Consider the following 15,269-nt stretch of genomic DNA (forward strand, 5'->3'; position numbering starts at 1 on the left):
CTTCAAACGGCTGCTTGAACCAGGGTACTTGCGTCGATCTGCTCAATCGACGTCACCCCGGTCAACGTCATGGCCACACGCATTTCCTTGGCAAAAATCTCCAGCATATTCTCTACACCACGCTGCCCATCGGCGGCCAGCGCATAGACCGTCGAGCGCCCGAGCAACACGCTTTTGGCGCCCAGGGCGAGCATGCGCACCACATCAAGACCCGAGCGAATACCGGAGTCGACTAACACCGTCAGATCACTGCCGACAGCCTGGGCAATCGGCGGCAACGCCTTGACCGTGGACAGCACGCCATCCAGCTGACGGCCACCGTGGTTGGATACCACAATGCCGTCCGCCCCGAAGCTCACCGCATCCTTGGCATCCTGCGGGTCGAGAATGCCTTTGATGATCATCGGGCCTTTCCAGAACTCGCGTATCCACTCCAGATCTTTCCAGCTGATGGACGGGTCGAAGTTGTTCGCCAGCCAGCCCACGTAGTCCTCCAGCGTGGTGGCCTTGCCCAGGTATTTGGAGATATTGCCCAGATCATGAGGGCGACCGAGGAGGCCAACATTCAACGCCCAGTCCGGTTTGGTCATGGCCTGCAAAATGCGCCGAGGTGCGGCGTACGGCCCGGACATACCGGAGTGAGCATCGCGATAACGGGCGCCGGGCGTCGGCATATCGACCGTGAACACCAGCGTTTTGACCCCGGCAGCCTTAGCACGCTCCAGGGCGTTCTTCATAAAGCCACGGTCTTTGAGCACATACAGCTGAAACCAGATCGACTGCGCGCTCTGCGACGCTACTTCCTCAATGGAGCACACCGACACCGTCGACAGGCAGAACGGAATCCCCTTTTTCGCCGCTGCCTTGGCCGCCTGCACCTCACCCCTGCGCGCATACATGCCGGTCAGGCCTACGGGGCTGAGGATAATCGGCATATCAAGTGGTTCACCAAAGAGCGTGGTTTCCAGGCTCAAGTTGTCGACATTCTTGAGGATGCGCTGACGCAAACTGATATCGGCCAAGTCCGAACAATTGGCTCGTAGCGTGTGCTCTGCATAGGCACCGCCATCGATGTAATCAAACAGAAAACGCGGAAGTTTGCGTTTGGCCGCTTCGCGGTAATCAGACGCCGACGAAATAATCATGACGGTTTTTCCTTGGGGAAGAAGTCTACTAAACGAGGCCGCAAGGCATTCGCTGTAGGTTCAGAGTAAGGAAATATCGACTATGATAATAACAACTTTTGCAACTACAATTAAGTCGTAAATGGAATACTCATGAACCTTCGAACATTACGCGCCTTTGTCGAAGTTGTGCGCCAAGGCGGCTTCTCCCAGGCTGCCGAAGTGGTCTCCCTTACCCAATCCACCGTCAGCAAGGCCGTCAAGACCCTGGAAGATGACCTAGGCACGCCGCTGTTGAACCGCATCTGCCACCGAAGCGAACTAACCGCCGCCGGCGCAATCGTATATCGCCGCGCCCTCGTCTTACTGGCCGAACACAACGATCTCATCGCCGAAGTCAACGACCTGCGCGGTCTCAAAGGTGGCGTACTGCGCATCGGCCTGCCACCCGTGGCCAGCGGCGTACTCTTCGCCGCAATGTTCACCGAATACCGCGCCCGCTACCCGAATATCGAAATTCAACTCATTGAACACGGCGCAAGGAAACTGAATGAATGCCTGAAGTCGGGAGAGGTAGACCTGGCTGCGCTGTTAAAGATGAAATCGTTTAACGAAGAGTTCGATTACCAGGATGTGCGCATCGAGCCACTGGTGGTCGTTATGGCAGAGAACCACCCAATGGCCGAACGCAACAGCGTCGACATCGCAGACTTGGCCGATACGCCGTTTATCCTTTTCGAGGAAGGGTTTGCACTGAATACCATGATTCAGGTGGCGTGCGACCGCAAGGGCGTTACGCCCAAGGTGACAGCACGCAGCGGTCAGGTCGACTTTATTGTGGATCTGGTTTCAGCGGGGCTGGGTGTGGCGTTTTTGCCGAGGATGCTGGCGCAGAAGCACTATCACGGCGGGATTCGGTTGGTGGCGCTGGATGAGCCGGATACGGATTGGTATATCGCGTTGGCGTGGCGCAAGGACGCGCATTTGTCGCCTGCGGCGGGGGCTTGGTTGGCGGTGGCTAGAGCAATGAGGAAGTGACCAGATCAGACGAAACGGCCCTGGTTCAAGCGACGAGCAGCCAGCCAAATCCAAAAGCCATCGTGAACCAAGACTTTCAACCGATTGGCGCGGCGGTTGGCGAAAAGATAAGCACTGTGCGGTTTCAGTGCCATCGCGCGCGTCCATGGGTTCGACGGCAAGCCAGATCGCGTCGATGCGAATCATCGCAGCAGGTCTCGAAGGAAACCTGCGCAGGCACCTGACCTCTCGACTGACCAACTTACATCTACGGTGCCACGAGCATGTGGAACTTCGATAGTGGCGTCGGGTTCGAGGCACTCCTGGATGACTTGGGCCTTGAATGATTTGAGATAGGAGAGGCGTTTTGGCTGCATGAGGAATCGGCTTAAATAGAGCTAGAAATGGTGTCCACTTAATTTGATCTGACCCCGAAATGTTGGGCGCGTTATAGATTTCTTCATCCCTGTTGATCGCCACGATCACTGTGGAGTCTTTCATACCGGCCAGGTGCTGGATCGCACCGGAAATACCGACGGCGATGTACAGCTGGGGCGCAACGATTTTGCCGGCCTGACCGTTCTGCATATCGCGACCGCCGGAAACGACGATCTTGGCAGCGGTCAGTTCCGGCCGATCGGACTTGGCCAGTTCTTCCCCGACGAAGCTGGAAATTTCCGCGTCGTGAGCAGCCGTCACCGCTTCAACAGCCGCCGAACCACCTTCACCAGCCACCGGGTCAAAACCGGTGGCACGCAAGGTGATGACCTTGACCGCTGCGTTGGACTGTAGGGTGGCAATGGCGTTACCAGCGTAGATCGGGCGCTTGAAGGTGTCAGTGCTTTCAACCGAGATGATCTCGGATATCTGGTCTACGTCCAGCTGCGCAGCAACGCGCGGCAGGATGTTCTTGCCGTTGGACGTAGCCGAGGCCAGGACATGGCTGTAAATTGTGTGTTGTTCGAGCATCAGGCTAGTCACTAGCGGCGCAACATTCGAAGCATGGCCCGTGCCGCTGGCATCTCGGCGACCACCGTCCACAAGCTATGGGCTGCCGATGACTTGACAAGCATGCAAAGGTGAAGGCCTTGCTCGCGAAACATCCGCGCTTCCATGTGTATTTCACACCGATCTCCAGCTCCTGGATGAACATGGTCGAGCGATTTTTCAGGGACATTACCGTGTTCTTACGCGACGGCAGTTTCGGCTGCGTACGCGAGCTGGAAAGCTCGATTACCACCTTCCTGGCATTACGAAACGCGCAACCGACCCGGTACGTTTGGAACGCAAAGGGAGAGGAGATTTTGAGCAAGATTCGGCGAGCACGCGATGTGATGGAAGCGCAGATGAATGGGTAAGCTATTTTGAAAACAGTACACTAGATAAATGTTTTTCAACGATGTTGGCCGATTGTTGCCTGTAGTGACTGCCTGCAAAGGCTCGAAATCTGACCCTCTCTGGTCACTTCCCGGCAAAGCCGGCTTTGCCGAAATGAACCACTGGATGCTACGCCCTGGCTTTAGCAGACGTGAGCCTGCCAAACAAACTAACCCCGTCGCTCGATATGAGCGTCGCGGCTAAGGCAACCGCTCGCCGAGGGTTGATTACCGGTGCACTCGGTTACGCCCATTGCGTTTGGCTTGGTAAAGCGCGTCATCGGCACGAGTGACAAGGCTTTCCAGGGTGTCATCGGCTTCGAAGAGTGCGACACCAAAGGAGGCCGTTATCGTGTCGAGTACTTTGTCAGCTTTACGAGCCTTGATCCGTAATGACTGGATTTTCAGGCGCAGTTGCTCGGCGAAGGCATGGGCGCTGCCGAGATCGGTGCACTGGTTCAGGATGACGCAGAACTCTTCACCGCCGTAGCGGGCCGCCGCAGCGTGAGGGGGAAGTGAGTCCCGTAGCACCTGGCCGACGTGTTGGAGCACGCGGTCACCTAAAGGGTGACCGTACTGGTCATTGAATTGCTTGAAGTGATCGATATCCAGCATGACCAAGGCCACAGTCTGGGGCGCGTTGCTTAGCGCTTGCTCCAGCAGCCGGGTGAAGGTATCCCGGTTGAACACCTGGGTCAGACCGTCCAGCGTCGCGGCCAGCTGGGCACGTTCAAGCTTGCCTCGCAGGTTCTTGATTTCACTTTGAGCAGCATGCAGCTGGGACAGGAAAAGCTCTTGCTGATCCTGCATGAGCTGGGTGCTCTGTTGCAGCTCGCTGAGTATGCTGGGTAATCGATCATCGATCGGCTCATCAAGCATTTCTAGGCAATACCCAAGGCTCGCCTGAAAGTTGATATTGCCCTTCACGTTATGCGAAACGTCGCGCTCCATGCCGTCTACCAGACTGATCGCTTGTTGCTGACCGATGCGGGCATCCTCCAGTTCGTCGTGGATGATGTATTCGCGAAAAAGCTTGGCAGCGGACTCCGGGGGGAAATAGTCGAAGTCTCGGACAACCCGATCCAGGTGGCGATTGAGTTCTGGTGCCTGGCCTTTGCTGTAGGTGTACCAGAGGGCGTAGTGCACCGGGTTGGGCGCAATGTTATGACGCACCATCAAAGGTACAGCTTGCTTCAGCAGGGCCGCTGCCTCGCGGGTATCTTCTGGATAGAGTGCCAGGGCAGTCGCACGCTTCTTTGATGGGTTCATAACGTCACTGTTGTTGTTTATTTTTGGCGAATATACAGCAAGGTTCCACCGTTCGCGACGACTCACAAAACAAGCAGGGTTTTGTATAAATAAACAGGCCCGGAAGGCTCATCTACAGTACGTAGATTGCACCTCCAGGCCTGTCTCTTCGCCCGTCACTCAAGGTTCAGCGGCTCAGTCCTTCACGCCAACAACCGATGGCAGAAGTACACCACCAGCACACCCGCAGCCAACGTCACATACGGCAATATGCCTGCGCGCCTGGCGCCGTCATCTGCCTGGATATACAGGTCGGTCATCATGGCGGCCGGGAAGCGGCCCTTGTCTTGTACGTAGTGCCGATAGAAGAACACCGGGATGATCAGCAGCGCCAGCAGCACGCCGGTGAACAGGGTGCCTGCGCCCCAGATGTCGGCGCCAAGGCCCATGCACGCGAGGTTGACGAAGCTCAGTACGCCCCCCAGGACCAGCAACACGGTTGGCGCTTTGTACGGGCGCACCCAGTCCGGGCGGTCCATGCGGTGGATCCAGCCGGCGTTGAGGTTGAGGAAGTTGAAGATGATGTAGCTGACGTTGGACGCCGCGAGGACGAACACGTAGTCGGACATCAGCAACAGCAGCAGGTTGAACGACAGGTCGGTCCACATGGCTGCGGTGGGGGCACCGTGTTCGTTGGTGCGGCCCAGGTATTTCGGCAGCCAGCCATCCACGGAGGCCTGGTACAAGGTGCGCGACGAGCCGGACATCGAGGTCATGATCGCCAGCAAGGTGGCGAGGATCAGCATAATCAGGACGATATTGGCGACTAGCTTGCCGCCACCGATGCTGTCGGCCATGGCCTGACCCACGCCCATGCCACTGTAGATAGCCGGGGACAGCAGGCCGCTGTAGACCGCTGGGGTGGTGATTACGCCGTTGGCATCCACCACCGCCGCGCTGACCAGTTGACCGAGACCCAGGCTGCCCTGAAATGCCATGGGCACTAGGGTGAACACCAGAATGCACAGCAGACCGGCATAGAAAATCGCCTTGAAGGTGTCACGCTTAGGGTCTTTGAACTCGCGGGTGTAGCACACGGCGGTCTCGAAACCGTAGGTCGACCACGCGGCCATGAACAAGCCACCGGCCATCAACGACCAACCGGAAATGTCCCAGGCGCCATCAATGACCAGCCCGCCAGCATCGTGAGCCAAGGGATACAGCGGCAGGAAGTTAGCGTGGGTGGCATCGCCGGTCAGCAACGGCACCACGCCGACCAACAGCAGCGGGATCAGTGAGGTGACGCCGAGGATCAAGGTCAGGCGCGCCGAGCGCAGGATGCCGCCGTGTTGCACCGCGAACACCCCGAGCAGAATCACCACGCCCACGAGGAAGGTTGCGTTCAGGCGCAGGGACAACCCGCTTTTGATCCAGCCAAGGTCCAGCAGCGTTAACTGCCACGTATTGATCAGTGCATCGGGTGCAAACAACGCAGTGAGGATATAGCCGGCCGCCAGCCCCGAACCAATGGATAGCACCGGCGACCACGCCAGCCAGTTGCACCACACGGACACCGGGGCGATCAGCTTGCTGTAACGCACCCAGGCCACGGCACCATAGACCGATGCACCACCGGATTTATGCGGAAACAACCCGGCGATTTCGGCGTAGGTGAAGGCCTGGATAAAGCCGAACAGGATCGAAATGATCCAGACGATCCATGCCGGTTTACCCACCGTTGCGGCAATCGCACCAATGGAGAACAAGACCAGTGCCGGTACGCCGCTGGCGACCCAGAACGCACCTCTCCAGTCAATTTTGCGATGCAGGCTGCCGGCCGTCTGGCCTTCCTGCGGTACGGTCTCGAACGTAGTCGCTTCCATTTCTGTTATCCCATGTGTAAGTAGAGTTGTCGGGGGCAGTCGGAAGTTGAACCAGCATCCCCTCCGTCGAGCCGGAACAGCGTATTCGGCAGACGTCAGGGTGCCGGTCAGCGAGTGCTTGCGGTCTTGTTTAAAGACTCTTGGTCTCGCTGGTTGGCAACGCAGTAACAGTGTTCGATTAACAGTGTTCGGTGCTGCAATGACGTGTTCTATCGCTTAACTGCGCACCCGGCTTTTGTCCGGGTCGTAGAAAATCGGTGCCATGACCTGGGCGTCGATACGCTTCTGCAAACCATCGACCTTGCCCACTTGCAGCGTTGTGCCCACGTCGGCACAAGCGACATCCACCCGGCACAACGCGATATTGCTGGCCAGCAACGGTGAGCGGCAGGCACTGGTGACCACGCCGACCTGCGCGCGGCCGCTGTACACGCCATCGCCGTGATGCGCGCCTTCGTTGCCACTCAATTGCAGGCCTACCAGCTTGTGCATCGGATTGGCACTGCGTCGCAGCAGGGCGTCGCGGCCGATGAAGTCGTCGGTTTTGCTCTTGAGTGGCACGCTGAAGCCGATCCCTGCTTCAAAAGGATCGGTCTGGTCGCTGAATTCGTACCCGGCAAATATCAGCCCGGCTTCGATGCGCAGCATGTCCAGCGCTTCAAGGCCCAGCGGGACGATGCCCAGCGGTTCGCCCAGTTGCCAGACGCGATCCCAGACCCGCTCGGCGTCTTGCGGCTGACACCAGACTTCATAGCCCAGCTCGCCGGTGTAGCCGGTGCGGGAAATCATCAACGGGCAACCGTCGTAGTTGTCCAGCCGACCAACCAGAAAACGGAACCAGCCCAGTGCTTCCACGGTCGGCTGAGTGGCTGGGGTCCAGACCATTTGTTTGAGCAACTCACGGCTCAATGGCCCTTGCACCGACAGGTTGTGAATCTGCTCGCTGGCAGACTTGACCCAGACTTTCATCCCGAGTTTTTGCGCTTGCTCACGCAACCAGACCCCGGCGTAATCCTCGCCACAGATCCAGCGGAAGTTGTCCTGCCCCAGACGTAAGAGGGTGCCGTCGTCGAGCATGCCGCCGTGTTCGTGGCACATCGCCGAATACACCACTTGGCCGATGGCCAGGCGCCGGACGTCGCGGGTCAGGCAGTACTGGAGCAGGGCTTCAGCGTCCGGGCCGATGATTTCGAATTTGCGCAGGGCGGTCAGGTCCATCACCGCCACCCGTTCGCGGCAGCCGTAATATTCATCGATGGCGCCGAACCCGTCATAGCGCAGCGGCAACCACCAGTTGCGGTAGTCGGTGAAGCTGCCGGTGAGGGCGCTGGTGCGAGAGTGAAAGCCAGACTCACGAGTCAGCGTCGGGTCGGCATCAGCAGTTTTTCGAGTGGCCATGGCGATAGAAAAGCGCTCCTTGTCGGAATAGACACGAATCTGGATGTCGGTCGGGTTCCAGCCGTTGGCCGGGTCAATGTCATCCGGGCACGACGAACTGGCGCAGACCAGATCGGTCATGGCCCGCAACAAAACGTAATCTCCCGGTCTGGACCAGGGTTCATCCAGGGTCATTTGCTGGTGGGCATCGATCCCTGTGTTGAAGAAAAAGTTGATGGCCGGCCAACCGCTGCGGGCTTGTACCCCGAAGGATTCCAGCGCGCGACTGATGTTGTCACTGCAGTTGTCGTGCCCAAAATAGCCGTGACTTTCGTAGTAGCGAGCGGCGCACGCCAGGGCAAAGGAGTCATGGCGGCCCACGGTGTCGCGCACCACTTCCAGCATGGGCTGCATCTGCCGGTCGAAAAACTTGGCGAACAGGCCCGGAGCGGGGTAGGCGTTACCGTTGAGGGTCCGCGTGACGGTTTGGTCCAGGTCCAGCTCTTGCTGGCGATCCAGTGCCCGGCGATTGAGGGCGACGAAATCCGAGCATTGCCGTCCGGCAACGTCAAGCACCTGGATGTACTGGCCCTGGCGCACGGTGTAGCTGTGCGCAGTGCCCGCGCGAACGGTGAACTCCTGCAGCGGCTCACCTAACGGCTCGGGCAGGGGCGGGACCAGAATCGACGAGGGATTGGCCCGCTGCACGATCAGTCGCAACTCGCTGGCCGTCTGTTGCAGATCGACCGCGCCGGGCTCACTCGGCGCAGCGACGATGACCAATAATGATTCGCCCGCCACGAAGCTGCGGCTGTACCCGGCAGGTGAGTCTTCGTCCCACAGCGAAGTCGAATCGGGAAGTCGATGCGGATCGACGCCGCGCTTGCCCAGCGCTTGCACAATGCGTCGGGTTTGCAGGCTGGGTTCAGCGAGCTGCGTCGCGATAAACCGGCACCCCCATGTAGCCACCAGCCCCAACGCCGCCAGGGTTGTGCGCCCTACTCGGTCGAACGCCAGCAGCTCGCAGGGTTGCAACCCTTCGATATCGATCACTTGCAGGGTGTCGCCGGGTTCCAGGGCGATCAGCGTCAGGCCGCCACCGGCTACCCGATAGCGCTCAATCGCGGGCGCCCGGGCAAACAACCCCGGTTCCCAAGGGTGCGAAACACTCGGTGCACTCATGCGGATGCTCCTTTATCTGGCGTACAGGCTCAGCCGACGGATTTGATGGCAGTGGGCACATCGCCCAGATACGCGGCCATGGAGTCGTCCAGTGCTTCGAGCCAGGGCGTGTGATGGGGCGGTGATTGGGTGCCGGTCATCAGCGAGCGATAGGACTTGTCGCGATACCCCATGATGTTTTCGGCTTTGTCGTGCTTCCAGTTCAGGAAGGTGTCGTTGACGGCGGGGATATCGAAGCTCGGGTAGTCAGTGGCATCCACCAGTTGCTGAATGTATGAGCCTTGGAATTCGAACATTTGCGGGGTGGTTTCCAGCGCCAGCTCACGCGCTTGCCATTGTTTGCTGTCAGCGATCATGTGGGTCTGATCGGGCAGGTCGATGCGTTTCAGAATCACGTCGCGGGCATACCAGGCCTGAGCGTCGAACATGTTGAACGAGTACCACTGGTCCTGCATGCCGAGGTACATCATCTGCGGGTTGGATTCCCAGAAAATGCCCTTGTACAGGTTCATCGGCCACAGACGGTTGTCGGTCTTGAGGCACAGTTCGTCCGGCAGGAACGGGAAGTTATGTTTGTAGCCGGTGCAGAGGATCACCGCATCGATGTGCTTGTGGCTGCCATCGATGAAGTACGCGCGGTTTTTCTCCAGGCGTTGCAGCAGCGGCTTTTCTTCCCAGTTGGCAGGCCAGTCATACGCCATCGGCTCGGTGCGGTAGCAACTGGTAATGCTGCGGGCGCCGTATTTGTAGCATTGCGAGCCGATATCCTCGGCCGAGTAGCTGCTGCCGATCAGCAACAGATCCTTGCCCTTGAATTCCAGCGCATCGCGGAAATCGTGAGCATGCAGGATGCGCCCGCCGAAATGTTCGAAACCGGGAAAATACGGCATGTTCGGCGTCGAGAAATGGCCGCTGGCGTTGATGACGTAATCGAACTCTTCCGAGGTCCGGGTATTGCTGTTGTGGTCTTGGGCGACGACTGTAAAGCGCTTGCTTTGCGGGTCGTAGCTGACGTGGCGCACCGCGTTATTAAAGCGGATGTAATCGCGAACCCCGGCCTTTTCGACGCGGCCCTTGATGTAGTCCCATAGCACTTCCCGTGGTGGATACGAGGCTATCGGGCGGCCGAAATGCTCCTCAAAGGTGTAGTCCGCAAACTCCAGGCACTCTTTTGGGCCGTTGGACCACAGGTAGCGGTACATGCTGCCGTGGACCGGCTCGCCGTTTTCATCCAGGCCGGTGCGCCAGGTGTAGTTCCACATGCCGCCCCAGTCTTGCTGTTTCTCGTAGCAGACCAGCTCGGGAATTTCTGCTCCCTTGTCCCTGGCCGATTGAAAAGCCCGGAGTTGCGCCATACCGCAAGGGCCAGCGCCGATGATTGCAACGCGTAGGGTCATGTTCGTGCCTCGTGTCTTGGGTCTGTCTGAAATGGGCGATGAGTCGTTGAAGCCTTGGCTCATCAACGAAAAATTACCGTCTTGTCCTGGTTGATGAACACGCGGTGTTCCAGGTGGTATTTCAGGGCTTTGGAAAGTGCGACGGTTTCGGTGTCGCGACCGATGGCGACCAGCGCATCGGGCAGATAGGTGTGGTCCACACGCTGGATTTCCTGCTCGATGATCGGGCCTTCGTCGAGGTCGGAGGTGACGTAGTGGGCGGTGGCGCCGATCAGCTTCACGCCGCGCTCGTAAGCCTGGTGATAGGGCTTGGCGCCTTTAAAGCCGGGGAGGAACGAATGGTGGATGTTGATCGCGCGGCCGGACAACTGCTTGCACAGGTTGTCCGACAGAATCTGCATATAGCGGGCGAGGACTACCAGGTCGGTCTCGGTCTCTTCGACGATTCGCAACAGCTCGGCTTCCTGGCTGGATTTACTGTCTTTGGTCACCGGCAGATAGATAAAGCGGATGCCCTCGCGTTCGGCCATCGGCCTCAAGTCCAGGTGGTTAGAGACAATGGCGGTGATTTGCATGTCCATCTCGCCTTTACGGTGGCGATACAGGAGGTCGGTCAAGCAGTGGTCGAACTTGCTGACCATCAGCAGTACGCGGGCCGGCTTAGCCGAACTGAACAGTTGCCATTGCATGTCGAAACCACCCGCCAGTTCGGTCATGCCCTGGCGTAACGCAGCGGTGTCACCGACCACGTTCTTGTTGAAGCGAAACACCGCACGCATGAAAAAACGTCCGGTGAATTCGTCATCGAACTGCGACAGTTCGCTGATATAGCAAGCCTGTTCGGCCAGCCAGGACGTGACCGCTGCAACAATGCCTGAGGCGGCAGGGCAACTGATCTTGAGGATGTAATGCTCGTGTGACGTGTCCATCAGGGTCTCCCTCGTAGTTGAAGTGGCGCAGGCGGTCGATCAGCCTTTGGCAGTGCGTTTGGTTTTTTCCGGGTCATCGAAGGGCAGGGCGTGGGTCATGGCGCTGGCCTCCAAACTGCCGCGCACCTGTAGGGCAACGCCTGGCGCCGCGCAGTCAACTGCAATGCGGGCGATGGCCATGGAGCGTTTGCTCAGGCGTGAATACATGCCACAGGTGATGACGCCGACCTGTTTGCCGTCGTGCCACAGGGTGTCGCCGGCATCAGCAGCGCGGGCGCCTTCGATCAGCACGCCGGCAATCTTGAAGCGCTCTTGGCCGCGCAGACGGAAGTGTTCGTGGGCGCCGCGGAAGTCCTGTTTCTCCGGGGATACGGTGAAATCCAGACCCAACTCCCACAACGTGTCGCCGGCCTTTTGATCGGCGAAGGGGTACATCTGCGAGTTGTCATAGGGGAAGAACATCAGCGCGCTTTCCACCCGCAACCAGTCAAGGGCGGTGAAGGCGCACGGAATGATGCCCATGCTCGCGCCCTGTTCGAGGATCTCGTCCCACAACAGCGGGGCATCAGCGGCTTTGCAAAAGATTTCGTAGCCACGTTCGCCGGTATAGCCTGTGCGGGAAATCATCACCGGACGGCCGAACAACTTGGTTTGCAGATGGTGGAAATACGGCAGCTGACGGATGCCCGGTACGTGTTCGGCGAGGAAGTCCACTGCCAGCGGCCCTTGCAACGACAGGTCATGCAGGTCGTCGTCGAACAACACCGCGACCTGACGGCCTTGTGCTGCGCGTACCAGCATCTCGTAGCCAGTGCCTGCGCCGTGGACCACCATGAACGCATTGGGGCCGGTACGGTAAACGATGCAGTCGTCGACAAACTTGCCGTCCTCATCAAGCATCGAGGCATACACCGATTTGCCGGGGTAGAGTTTGGCGATATCACGGGTGGTCGCCCATTGCAGCAGGCTTTCTGCGTGAGGGCCGACGTAATGGACCTTTTTCAGTCCCGATACATCCATCAGGCCAGCGCGTGTGCGGATCGCCTGATGGTGGTCGGCGAGGTCTGTGGCATAGGTCCAGGCGGTGCCCATGCCGTTCCAGTCTTCAAGCTGAGAGCCAAGCGCGCGGTGACGTTCAGCCAATGCGGAGATGCGCCATGAATGGGCCATGTGGTGATTCCTTGTCTGGAAAAAGGGCAACGAAAAGTGTTCGGGTCAGCTTTTCAGGAGTGGGTATCGAAGCGGCTTAGCCACTCGACCAGGGTTTGCCGATAGCGGGTCATGCCCTTGTAGTCGGCGATGGGGTCGGGCAAATCACGCAGCACCCGGTGCAGACGGCAGCCCCAGCCGGGGTGGCTGACCAGTTCGTTCATGCTGATCAGGTAGGTGCGAATGCTGAACATCAGGCCGTTGCTGCGGGGCAAACGCGCCATGAATTGCAGTTCCACACGCAGGTGCACGAGTTGCCCGACGTTGTCGGCAGTGACACTGCCGCGTTCGGCACCCCATTCGTGAAAGGTCTCGGGCGAAGAGTCCAGGCGCGGATTGATGGTCAGCGTCCAGTTCAACCGACGCACGGGGTGATCCACTTGAATGTTGAGCAGATGCTTCAGCGCCCGCTCGAAAATACCCAATTGGTTGGCCATCGGAACCGGTGAGTGCCATTGCTTGAAGCTCATCCCTGCGTCGAAAGCCAGGGACCAGTCAGCCGGGTTGGTGACCATTCCTGCGTCCATGAACAGATCGCCGTCACGCTGGTCGAGCAAGGCGATGTCGCCTTGTACCTGGCGGGTGACGAACTCCAGAGGTTCGCAGGGCAGGGTCGAGGCATCGCCGAAGGTAAACGCCTGATCAATGTCCAGCGCCTTGTTACGCCAATGCCAACGATCCCCGTTGCAGCTCAGTTCGAACCACTGCGGGTAGTCGGCGGACAGATGCTCCATGAACATTTGCAAGGCATCCCAGGCCGCTTCCTGCATATGCGGCATGACCAGATAGCGGGTTGGGTCTCTGTCCAGAACCAGGGCGCGCTCGGCCATTTCCGAACGGTAATGCTCGTCGATGTCGAACCAGTGCTGGTAAACCGACCCCGATTCTTTGGCACGTGCCGGTTCGATGTTCACCGAGTACATGTAGCTGTCTTCGATGAACGGAAAGGGGAATCGCTCGATGGCGAATGCACTGTTGCGAAAGCTGAACGTATCCCGGTAGCTTTCCAGAGGGCTGAATTGAACGGTCATGGTCGACTCCTAGAGGTCCAGCAAAACGGAAGAACCGCAGGCGCGAGAGACGCAGGGCATAAGGAATTCAGCCTGCTCGGCAGCGCTGAGAACATGGTCGCGGTGTTCAATATCGCCCTTGAGGTGGCGCGTGGCGCACTGCCCGCAGACCCCGCCACGGCACAGGTTGGGGATTTCCACACCGGCTGATTCCAGCGCCTCGAGCAGGCTTTGCTCGGCGCTGACCTGAATCCGCCGTCCGCTGCGCGCCAGCTCCAGGCTGAACGGCAGGCCCGGCTCCGCACCGCTAAAGGCTTCCCAATGCACTCGGCCCTCCGGCCAGCCAAGGGCTTTGGCCTGTTCCTTTACGCCCATCAACAAGCGTTCCGGGCCGCAGACATACACATGACTGCCCAATGGCCGCGCGCTGAGCACTGCCGCCAGATCCAGGGTTTCGCCAGCGCTGCGGTCATAGCCATGCAGACACGTACCCAGGCGTTGTTGCAGTTCGTCGGTGTAGGCGTCGGTCAGGCCTTTGCGGTAGGCGTAATGCAGCTCGAAATCGGCGTTACGTTGTTCCAGCGCAGTGATGTAAGCCAGGAACGGCGTGATGCCGATGCCGCCAGCAATCAGGATGTGCTGGCGGGCGGCTGAGTGCAGGGCAAACAGGTTGGCCGGGGGCGAGATGCGCAGGCTGTCGCCGACCTGCACCTGTTGATGCAAAAACCGAGAACCGCCACGGGAGTCGTCCTGCAAACGCACGGCGATGCGGTAGTGGTGGAGGTCGGCAGGGTCGCTGGTCAGCGAGTAAGCATTGCGCAGATTGCGTTCACCTAACGGCAGATGGACCTGCACGTGACTGCCCGCGGAAAACCCCGGCAAGCGTCCGGAAGGATTGACAAACGTGAGCTCGCGAATCACTGGGGTCAGCATTTTTGCGTCGGTTATCCGCACCTCCAGAACCGAGCTCATGGTCGTGCTCCTGACTTGGCTTGCGAGTAGGGCTGATCGGGGTTTTCGCAGACGCCCAGGTAAGCCCCCAGACGTTGGGAAAAATGCTCACGCACACCCAACAGGACGTGGCAGTGGACGCAGGTCACCTGGCCTTCGGGACCACTGTCCTGAAGGCTGGCGCAGTGCACGCAATACACCCGGCGTTTTGTCGGTCCGGATTCGATCAGGTCGATTTCGTCGTCGTGCATTCCCGCCGCGTGAGCTATGCCGTGGATGTGCCAAAGAAACGCTTCGTCTCCGAGGATATAAAGGTGGGTGCCGATCGCTGCAGCATGGAGCAACCCTTTTAGTTGCTGCTCAAATCCATCTACTCCGGCGCAGAGCACTCGGGGGGCGGGCAGCGTGGTGTGATCAAAGTGCTGGATCAAGTGCCCGAGCGCTTTTGAAGTGGCGGACTGCGTCACCAGAATGTGATGCAGTGCATGGGTACGCAGCATCGGTTCGCGGTACACCGGCACACTATGCGGTCTGTACGGCGCAGCGCTTTGTGTCTCAGTCATTGC

The 15,269-nt window shown here is 58.9% G+C and carries 12 protein-coding genes and 2 pseudogenes; 2 read left to right on the top strand and 12 right to left on the bottom strand.

Translation table 11 applies throughout. The features are described 5' to 3' along the window. Positions 1–2 precede the first annotated feature (2 nt). Complete coding sequence (lldD, locus tag QN399_RS07555) at positions 3–1,145, bottom strand: FMN-dependent L-lactate dehydrogenase LldD (protein ID WP_322179070.1); 1,143 nt, start codon at positions 1,143–1,145, stop codon at positions 3–5. A gap of 132 nt (positions 1,146–1,277) precedes the next feature. Here lldD and QN399_RS07560 point away from each other — a divergent pair, with 132 nt between their 5' ends. Continuing rightward, positions 1,278–2,162 (top strand): LysR family transcriptional regulator, encoded by an 885-nt coding sequence (locus QN399_RS07560; RefSeq protein ID WP_330200771.1) that lies wholly within the window; start codon positions 1,278–1,280, stop codon positions 2,160–2,162. 5 nt (positions 2,163–2,167) lie between these two features. Here QN399_RS07560 and tnpB read toward each other — a convergent pair whose 3' ends face one another. Next, a complete protein-coding gene (gene tnpB / locus QN399_RS26800) occupies positions 2,168–2,296 on the bottom strand; it encodes an IS66 family insertion sequence element accessory protein TnpB (protein WP_369125131.1) in 129 nt (42 codons plus the stop codon). 301 nt (positions 2,297–2,597) lie between these two features. Continuing rightward, positions 2,598–3,089 (bottom strand): annotated as a pseudogene (locus QN399_RS07565) (electron transfer flavoprotein subunit alpha/FixB family protein); the annotation flags it as partial. 119 nt (positions 3,090–3,208) lie between these two features. On the opposite strand from QN399_RS07565, the pseudogene QN399_RS07570 reads away from it, so the two are divergent. After that, positions 3,209–3,499 (top strand): annotated as a pseudogene (locus tag QN399_RS07570) (IS630 family transposase); the annotation flags it as partial. 246 nt (positions 3,500–3,745) lie between these two features. Here the strand turns inward: QN399_RS07570 and QN399_RS07575 are convergent. From QN399_RS07575 to QN399_RS07615, 9 genes are all read right to left on the bottom strand, one after another. Then, the gene (locus QN399_RS07575; protein ID WP_322179072.1) at positions 3,746–4,786 is read right to left on the bottom strand and encodes a GGDEF domain-containing protein; all 1,041 of its coding nucleotides are present in this window, start codon (positions 4,784–4,786) and stop codon (positions 3,746–3,748) included. 182 nt (positions 4,787–4,968) lie between these two features. Beyond that, positions 4,969–6,648, bottom strand: coding sequence for an APC family permease (locus tag QN399_RS07580; protein ID WP_322179073.1), 1,680 nt, complete (start codon positions 6,646–6,648; stop codon positions 4,969–4,971). A gap of 216 nt (positions 6,649–6,864) precedes the next feature. Beyond that, the gene (locus tag QN399_RS07585) at positions 6,865–9,207 is read right to left on the bottom strand and encodes a DUF1989 domain-containing protein (protein ID WP_330200772.1); all 2,343 of its coding nucleotides are present in this window, start codon (positions 9,205–9,207) and stop codon (positions 6,865–6,867) included. Between the two features lie 29 nt (positions 9,208–9,236). Beyond that, positions 9,237–10,604, bottom strand: coding sequence for an NAD(P)/FAD-dependent oxidoreductase (locus tag QN399_RS07590; RefSeq protein ID WP_323566349.1), 1,368 nt, complete (start codon positions 10,602–10,604; stop codon positions 9,237–9,239). Between the two features lie 62 nt (positions 10,605–10,666). Next, positions 10,667–11,533: a formyltetrahydrofolate deformylase gene (gene purU / locus QN399_RS07595; RefSeq protein ID WP_322179076.1), complete on the bottom strand. Its 867-nt coding sequence runs from the start codon at positions 11,531–11,533 to the stop codon at positions 10,667–10,669. 39 nt (positions 11,534–11,572) lie between these two features. Beyond that, positions 11,573–12,703: an aminomethyltransferase family protein gene (locus QN399_RS07600; protein ID WP_219059846.1), complete on the bottom strand. Its 1,131-nt coding sequence runs from the start codon at positions 12,701–12,703 to the stop codon at positions 11,573–11,575. Positions 12,704–12,756: 53 nt separating this feature from the next. Then, positions 12,757–13,773 carry a DUF3445 domain-containing protein gene (locus tag QN399_RS07605; protein ID WP_330200773.1) on the bottom strand — a complete coding sequence of 339 codons (1,017 nt, stop codon included), beginning with the start codon at positions 13,771–13,773 and terminating at the stop codon, positions 12,757–12,759. A 9-nt stretch (positions 13,774–13,782) separates the two neighbouring features. Continuing rightward, the gene (locus QN399_RS07610) at positions 13,783–14,724 is read right to left on the bottom strand and encodes a PDR/VanB family oxidoreductase (RefSeq protein WP_322179078.1); all 942 of its coding nucleotides are present in this window, start codon (positions 14,722–14,724) and stop codon (positions 13,783–13,785) included. Beyond that, positions 14,721–15,266, bottom strand: a complete 546-nt coding sequence (locus tag QN399_RS07615) for a dimethylamine monooxygenase subunit DmmA family protein (RefSeq protein WP_322179079.1) — start codon at positions 15,264–15,266, stop codon at positions 14,721–14,723. The genes QN399_RS07610 and QN399_RS07615 overlap by 4 nt, the downstream gene beginning before the upstream one ends. Positions 15,267–15,269: the final 3 nt, after the last annotated feature.

Origin of the sequence: Pseudomonas sp. 10C3, assembly GCF_036346185.1 — a bacterium.
GTDB lineage: Bacteria > Pseudomonadota > Gammaproteobacteria > Pseudomonadales > Pseudomonadaceae > Aquipseudomonas.